Source organism: Bacillus sp. NPDC077027, from assembly GCF_050269555.1.
Taxonomy (GTDB): Bacteria; Bacillota; Bacilli; order Bacillales; family Bacillaceae; genus Bacillus.
This window is the reverse complement of record NZ_JBNNIO010000003.1, coordinates 434,203-440,696: the sequence shown is the minus strand read 5'-3', so window position 1 is coordinate 440,696 and position 6,494 is coordinate 434,203. Positions and strand designations below refer to the sequence as shown.

6 protein-coding genes and 1 pseudogene are annotated in these 6,494 nt (G+C 38.2%); 2 read left to right on the top strand and 5 right to left on the bottom strand.

Annotation, left to right across the window (positions count from 1 at the left end):
* Nucleotides 1-555 (bottom strand): annotated as a pseudogene (locus tag ACQKEZ_RS12695) (exosporium glycoprotein BclB-related protein); the annotation flags it as partial.
* 821 nt (nucleotides 556-1,376) lie between these two features.
* Between ACQKEZ_RS12695 and ACQKEZ_RS12690 the strand changes: the two are divergent.
* Nucleotides 1,377-1,838: a YkyB family protein gene (locus ACQKEZ_RS12690; protein ID WP_427301278.1), complete on the top strand. Its 462-nt coding sequence runs from the start codon at nucleotides 1,377-1,379 to the stop codon at nucleotides 1,836-1,838.
* 46 nt (nucleotides 1,839-1,884) lie between these two features.
* Here the strand turns inward: ACQKEZ_RS12690 and ACQKEZ_RS12685 are convergent, their stop codons facing one another.
* From ACQKEZ_RS12685 to ACQKEZ_RS12675, 3 genes are all read right to left on the bottom strand, one after another.
* Nucleotides 1,885-2,793 (bottom strand): chemotaxis protein, encoded by a 909-nt coding sequence (locus ACQKEZ_RS12685; RefSeq protein WP_427301276.1) that lies wholly within the window; start codon nucleotides 2,791-2,793, stop codon nucleotides 1,885-1,887.
* Between the two features lie 73 nt (nucleotides 2,794-2,866).
* Entirely contained in the window at nucleotides 2,867-4,177 is a 1,311-nt protein-coding gene (locus tag ACQKEZ_RS12680; RefSeq protein WP_427301274.1) for an MFS transporter, read from the bottom strand.
* Between the two features lie 126 nt (nucleotides 4,178-4,303).
* A complete protein-coding gene (locus tag ACQKEZ_RS12675; RefSeq protein ID WP_427301272.1) occupies nucleotides 4,304-4,837 on the bottom strand; it encodes an RDD family protein in 534 nt (177 codons plus the stop codon).
* 298 nt (nucleotides 4,838-5,135) lie between these two features.
* Here ACQKEZ_RS12675 and ACQKEZ_RS12670 point away from each other — a divergent pair, with 298 nt between their 5' ends.
* A complete protein-coding gene (locus ACQKEZ_RS12670; protein WP_427301270.1) occupies nucleotides 5,136-5,291 on the top strand; it encodes a hypothetical protein in 156 nt (51 codons plus the stop codon).
* Nucleotides 5,292-5,330: 39 nt separating this feature from the next.
* On the opposite strand, the gene ACQKEZ_RS12665 is transcribed toward ACQKEZ_RS12670, so the two are convergent.
* The gene (locus ACQKEZ_RS12665) at nucleotides 5,331-6,224 is read right to left on the bottom strand and encodes a cation diffusion facilitator family transporter (protein WP_427301268.1); all 894 of its coding nucleotides are present in this window, start codon (nucleotides 6,222-6,224) and stop codon (nucleotides 5,331-5,333) included.
* Nucleotides 6,225-6,494 lie beyond the last annotated feature (270 nt).

Here is a 6,494-nt window from a genome sequence, read left to right as displayed (position 1 = left end):
TGTAGCTCCCGTATCACCTGTAGCTCCGGTAGCACCCGTGGCTCCGGTGGCTCCCGTATCACCTGTTGCTCCTGTTGCTCCGGTGGCTCCCGTTACACCTGTTGCACCTGTTGAACCTGTTGGACCGGTAGCTCCGATGGCTCCCGTTGAGCCTGTTGGACCTGTGGCTCCTGTAGCTCCCGTATCACCTGTTGCTCCGGTCGCACCTGTTGAACCTGTTGGACCGGTAGCTCCGATGGCTCCCGTTGAGCCTGTTGGACCTGTGGCTCCTGTAGCTCCCGTATCACCTGTGGCTCCGGTTGGACCTGTGGCTCCGGTAGCTCCTGTTAGACCTGTGGCTCCCGTTGCACCTGTTGGACCGGTGGCTCCTGTGGCGCCAGTTCCTGCGCCTGTAGGCCCCGTGGCTCCGGTTGCACCGGTGGTTCCTTGAATTCCTCTTAACCCTCGTAATCCTCGTCGTCCTACGATAACTTTTGTCTTACAGATAATACAACAGTTTGATTTTGATAGTTTTTGTTTGCAATTAGGGCATTTTTTATACTTATCACAACTCATCAGTTGCTCATCTCCTTTATTATTATGAATATGTTAAATCTATAAATAAGTGTCGCTAAATTCGATTTCCTAGAGCATGCTATAAGCCTATTGTTGTAAAATTTGATTGATTCACAAGTAATCACTAGACTTTGAATCTTCTGTACCAACCCTAAAATACAAGTTATCTATTTCTTGATACTTTTATCCTTATTTATCAAGTCTCCATAAGATGGTCTATTTTATCTAAACAGTTCAATCTAGAAATGATATATTCTATTTCTGTGCTTTCATCACTATTTTTTCAGACCTTTCACTTGCTTTGTTAGACGGCAGACTTCAACAACATAGGTAAACGTTCCATCAAGATTTGCAACCATTCCTATTACTTCTCGTTCTACTTGCAAATTGCAATTCAACTACATGACTTAATCGCTGACGGCACGCCACCTGTATATATCTTGCCTCTCCTGTTTGAGCATCATGAATCTAGAATAACCAGGTAAATAAAATCACCTGGTTATCTGATGACACTATTTTTTTAGTAATGGTAACTAACACGATACCTTAACTCCCAATTTCATTAAGCTACACAATACAATTGCAGAAGAAATGAACCTTTAAAGGTCATTGGATTGTTTACTCCGATCATGATTTTGAAATTGACGCTTTAAAAAAGTAATAAATCTATCATTTGAGGAGTTTTTTGGGGAAACTTATAAACATGTCTTTGTTCTTTATATCAATGATTTTTCGTTTGTATTAATAGTATTTGCATTTTACCAATAAAAAAGTATAATTTATACTAAGCACAGGAAGACGAAAGACAAAGGAGAGAAAAAATGGACGATTATGCTCATACTAAAGACATAGAACTAACAGCAGCAAATATCGCAAAAGCCATTTATACTGTTAACCGCCATGCAAAAACCGCACCAAATCCCAAATTTCTTTATCTTTTAAAAAAGCGTGCGCTGCAAAAATTGCTACAAGAAGGTAAAGGAAGAAAAGTGGGCCTACACTTCTCAAACAATCCCAAATACAGTAAACAACAGTCCGATGTGCTGATCGAAATTGGAGATTATTATTTTCACCTGCCACCAACTAAAGAAGACTTCGAACTCTTGCCACACTTAGGAAATTTAAATCAATCGTATCGCAACCCAAAGGCGAATATGTCGCTGAATCGTGCAAAACAACTTCTACAAACATATGTCGGTTTAAAAGAAAAACCTGTCGTCACTAGACAAAAACCACATTATGCCAAACCAGTCTTTAAAAGACTAGGGGAGAGTTATTTTTAAATAATTCAAAAAAGCCACCCTTTTCGTTGAGGAGTGGCTTTTTTGATTAAATTATAAATTGGTCGACCTTTTCAATGAGCTGATGGATTTCTGGTTTGCTAATTTGATCATCGGCTCCAATTGTCTCTCCTTTGTGACGTAGATCCTCAGTGATGAGAGAAGAGAAGATTAAGATTGGGATGGCTTGCGTTAAGGGATTCTCTTTCAGTAATTTTGTTAAGCGATGACCATCCATTTTCGGCATTTCAATATCTGTAATCACCATATCGATTTCTTCTGTCACACTAATGCCTTTGCTAACCAAATCCATGATATGATCATATGCCTGCTTTCCATTTTCAAAAGAGACAATGTTTTTATAGCCTGCTCCTGTTAATTCATTAGTCAAAAGTTGCATGAGCAATGGTGAATCTTCTACAACATAAAGCTTCTTCCCTGTTCGTCTTTCATCAGCTTCACCTTCAAACATATGATACGTCTCTACTCCTGATGCAGACTCAATGTCATAAATGATTTTCTCATAGTCAGGAAGGAACATCATCTTTCCATCGAGCTTGATAATTCCTGTTAAATGACGATCCATCCCTTGGTTCAGAGCAGTCGGTTTTTCAATCTCTTCCCAACTTACTCGGTGAATTTGTGACACAGTCCCAGTATGGAAAACAAATTTCCGTTGGTTGAACTCAGTCACAATATATTTTTCTTGTTCTGACTGATCTGACTCGACATTAAAAAAGGAAAATAGATTAATGACAGGCAAAATTTCGCCTCTTAACGTGATCATCCCTTCCACATCATTGTGAGAGTGCGGTACAGTTGTCACTTCAACAGGTTGAATAATTTCTCTTACCTTCATAACGTTAATGCCAAATTGATTCGGACCAATTTCAAATTTAACAATTTCCAATTCATTTGTACCAGAGTCAAGTAAAATTTCTTGTTTGTTTAAAGCCACGGAAATCCCTCTATTCTTCAATATAAGATTGTACTTTATATATCGGCAGACCCGCTAAAAAGTTGACGTTTCTTTACGCTTTCTCTCGAACGAATTGATGAATCACTAAACCGATCACCGCAAGTACAATTAATGAAGCAAGGGCAAGACGACTGGCAAGGTTTCCATACTGAGAAAAAAAGAGCGTGACCGATCCATAAATGATTGGCCCAACGATAGAAGAGACTTTCCCAGAGAAGGCAAACAATCCAAAAAATTGTCCTCTTTTCTCCTTTGGAGTCAGTTCAATAATCAAAATGCGTGAAGAGCCCCAACTCGCACCAAGCGAGATACCAAACAAACTGCCAGCTACCCAGAACATCCATTCGCTTGAGGCTGTGACAGCCAGAATGAGCGCAACAATTAAAATCAAATAGACGACGGTAATCGATCGTTTTGCCCCAATTCCTTTTGTGATATATCCAAATAAAAACGAACCAATGATGCTGGTTACAGTCGAAACCAAATAAAGCAATATAAACTGTCCTGCGGTGAATCCAACGATGATTTTTGCATAAACAGCCATCATGGCAATCGCCGTTTGCAGTGCGTCATTCATAAAGAAAAATGCAATCATAAACGTAAAAGCCGATTTGTAATGTTTCATCTCTTTAAAGGTTTGTACAATATCGTGATACCCACTAAAAAAAGATTTTCTTACCCTATCATGATTGATCTCCTGAGGATCTTTCACAAACAATAAGAAAGGAATAAAAAAGAGAAAGAATAGAAGAGCGGTTGGAATAAACGCCTCATGAAATTGATCATTCCCGACAAGCAAATAGACGGACAATCCGACAATGGTTCCTACATACCCCACTGCAATACCGAATCCAGAAATCAGTGGGATCTCTTCCTTTGTCCCAAGGTCCGGCAAGATCGTATCGTAAAACACAAGGCTAGAGTGATAGAAAAACTTGGCGATGACAAACATTAGTACAACAAGCATTAAAGAAACCGGCATTCCAAACACTTCACCAGAAAAATCAATACCAGCAAAAATCCCCATGAAAAGCGTACATATAATACAAATAAGAGTGAAAATGGTGATATATTTTTTCTTTTTTCCTGTTCGATCAATGAGAACCCCATAAAGTGGTGTAAACACGACAAGAAAAATGCTGGCAAGCGCATTTGCATAGGAGATAAATGTACTTGCGATCTGATCCATCCTTGCACTATTCCCTATGACTTCCTGCAAATAAAACGGAAAAAAAATCGTGATCATATTTGATGAAAAAATGGTATTTGCAAAATCGTACAATGCCCAAGCAAGAACAGGTGCTGTAAAAAACAACCCGAACCCTGCTCCTTTTTTCCCCAGTGCCTGCCTATCTGAATTCACTCATATGATTCTCCCTTCTATTCATGGATTCTTAACTATCATTCTATTTTATGAACCTTTTTCCTTTTCCATACGGATCTGAATGTAAAAAAGAGCACCTCTTTTTAAACTGAGGTACTCTTTCCATTATTTATTGACAACGATTGTGCTTGCGATTAAATCATGAAGTGCCTGTTTCTTCTCTGTGAAAAACGTAATGATATATCCAATATATAAAATTGGTGACAGGAGCGCTTTCGAGAAATAACGTCCTGATGCTCTGGCAAATGTCAATCTTTCACCTGACACTTTTGTTACCTTGATGCCTACTGCCATTTTCCCAAGCGTTCCTTGACATTTTGACGATTCCATTAAAGCATAGTAAAGCCACATGATGACAATGCTAATCACAAAAATAATCAAATAGAAAAATAGTAAGCCAATGATGGCAGCGACTTCATCTTCTGCCACATATGTCGCAGAATAACTGTCTTCTGCCATCATGATCATCGATTCAGGACTAGCTATAAAAAAGATGGACATGAAGAAAAATCCCATGATACTTAGTGGTATCCCCATGATCATTCCATCAAGGAGATTTGCCAGAAAGCGGTATCCTATTCCTGCTAGCTCAGGTCTTTTTGTTTCTGGAATGTGTGGTTCTGAAATGTTTGTTTCCATCCTATTTCTCCTTTATTATGTATGCCTTCTATAAATTGCTTATAATCATTCGTTATTATATCCCATGAAATATAGGAGATCAATGTTTGTTAAGACTTTTACATATATTTTAGATTAGATTGAATCTTTAATTTACATGAAAAAGTGCTGATCATTTCCATAAAATGAGCATTTTTTAGTACTTTATCGGTCTTTATTTTTGACTATTTTGTGATGAGTTTGTCATTCTATCATTTTTCTGTTGACAATCCATCTTCACATGGTACAATATTCAAGGATTTTTCAAAGAAAGGTGTTCATGATGGGAACTGTTGTACTATTAAAAAACACAGAAATGACTGTTATTGAGGAAATAAGCGAAACAGATTTTCTCGATCTGAAAAAGGGCATGACAGAGGAAGAAGCGCCTTATATTTCTTGGTATGAAGACTACGATATCGCTTATGGATATTGATTTTTACATTGTCTTATAGAAAAGGCGATCAATCCTATTTTAGGGTTGATCGCCTTTTTTATGAATTGTTGTTTTTTCACTTTCTGGTTCAACATGAATAAAAATGTGTGCATGTGGGAATTCTTGCTGAATCTTCGCTTCAATTTTGTCACACAGTTGATGAACGTCCTCAATCGTTGTTTTTCCCTCTACAATCAGGTGGAAATCGATGTACTCTTCTGCACCAGATCGCCGTGTACGAAAGTCATGATACTCAATGAATTCTTTTTCAAATCCTCGGATCATCTGCTGAATGGCCTGCTCTTCATTAGGGATTAGCCTTGCATCGACAAGTGGTGGGAATGCTTCTTTCATCAGCTTGAATGCCTCTATCATAATAAATATGGCGAGTACCATTCCAATAATCGGATCAAGAATATACCAGTCTGTTAAAGCGACAAGCAGTAAACTGAATGCAACCCCAATTGAAGTATACACATCTGTCAGTAGATGAAGTGCGTTTGATTTCATTGCCACAGAGTGAACTTTTTTTGCTTCCTTGCTCACAATTCTAGAAACAAAAAAATTGGTGATGGCACCAACTAGCATGACCGCGATTCCTAGTACCGGCAAATGGACTGGCTCAGGATGCAATAGCTTGTGAACACATTCATATATAATCCAAATACCCGCAACAAAAATGAGGATTGTTTCAATCGTACCAGAGATATTCTCTACCTTACCATGTCCATATGGGTGCTTTGAATCTGCTGGTTTTCTTGAAATTCGAACTGAAATAAACGCAATAAAGGCTGCCATTAAATCTAGAAAGGAATGAATGGCTTCTGATAACACAGCAACTGACCCCGTTAAAATACCTACGATGATTTTTAATGTGACGACAAATGTATTGCTGATCACAGATAAAAATGCAATTTTAGATGTCTTCCCCATGATGCCCTCCTTAAGGAGATTGTATGACCGTACATGCGGTTCAAATGACTTGATCTTCTGTTTTTAAAGTTTGCACCGATTGTATCAATCCTAAACATCGTTTAGAGTAGCCTGTATTTTCCTCGTCGGTTACGCTATAATAAATGATGCTCTCTTGCAACCGATGAGACATGATTGGGTGGGGAAGAGAATAAACTACATATAGTTGTTTTCCATTTGTCTTTTAACAGTGACAATTAAGAAGTGAATGGTAAAATAGGATAAAATCAT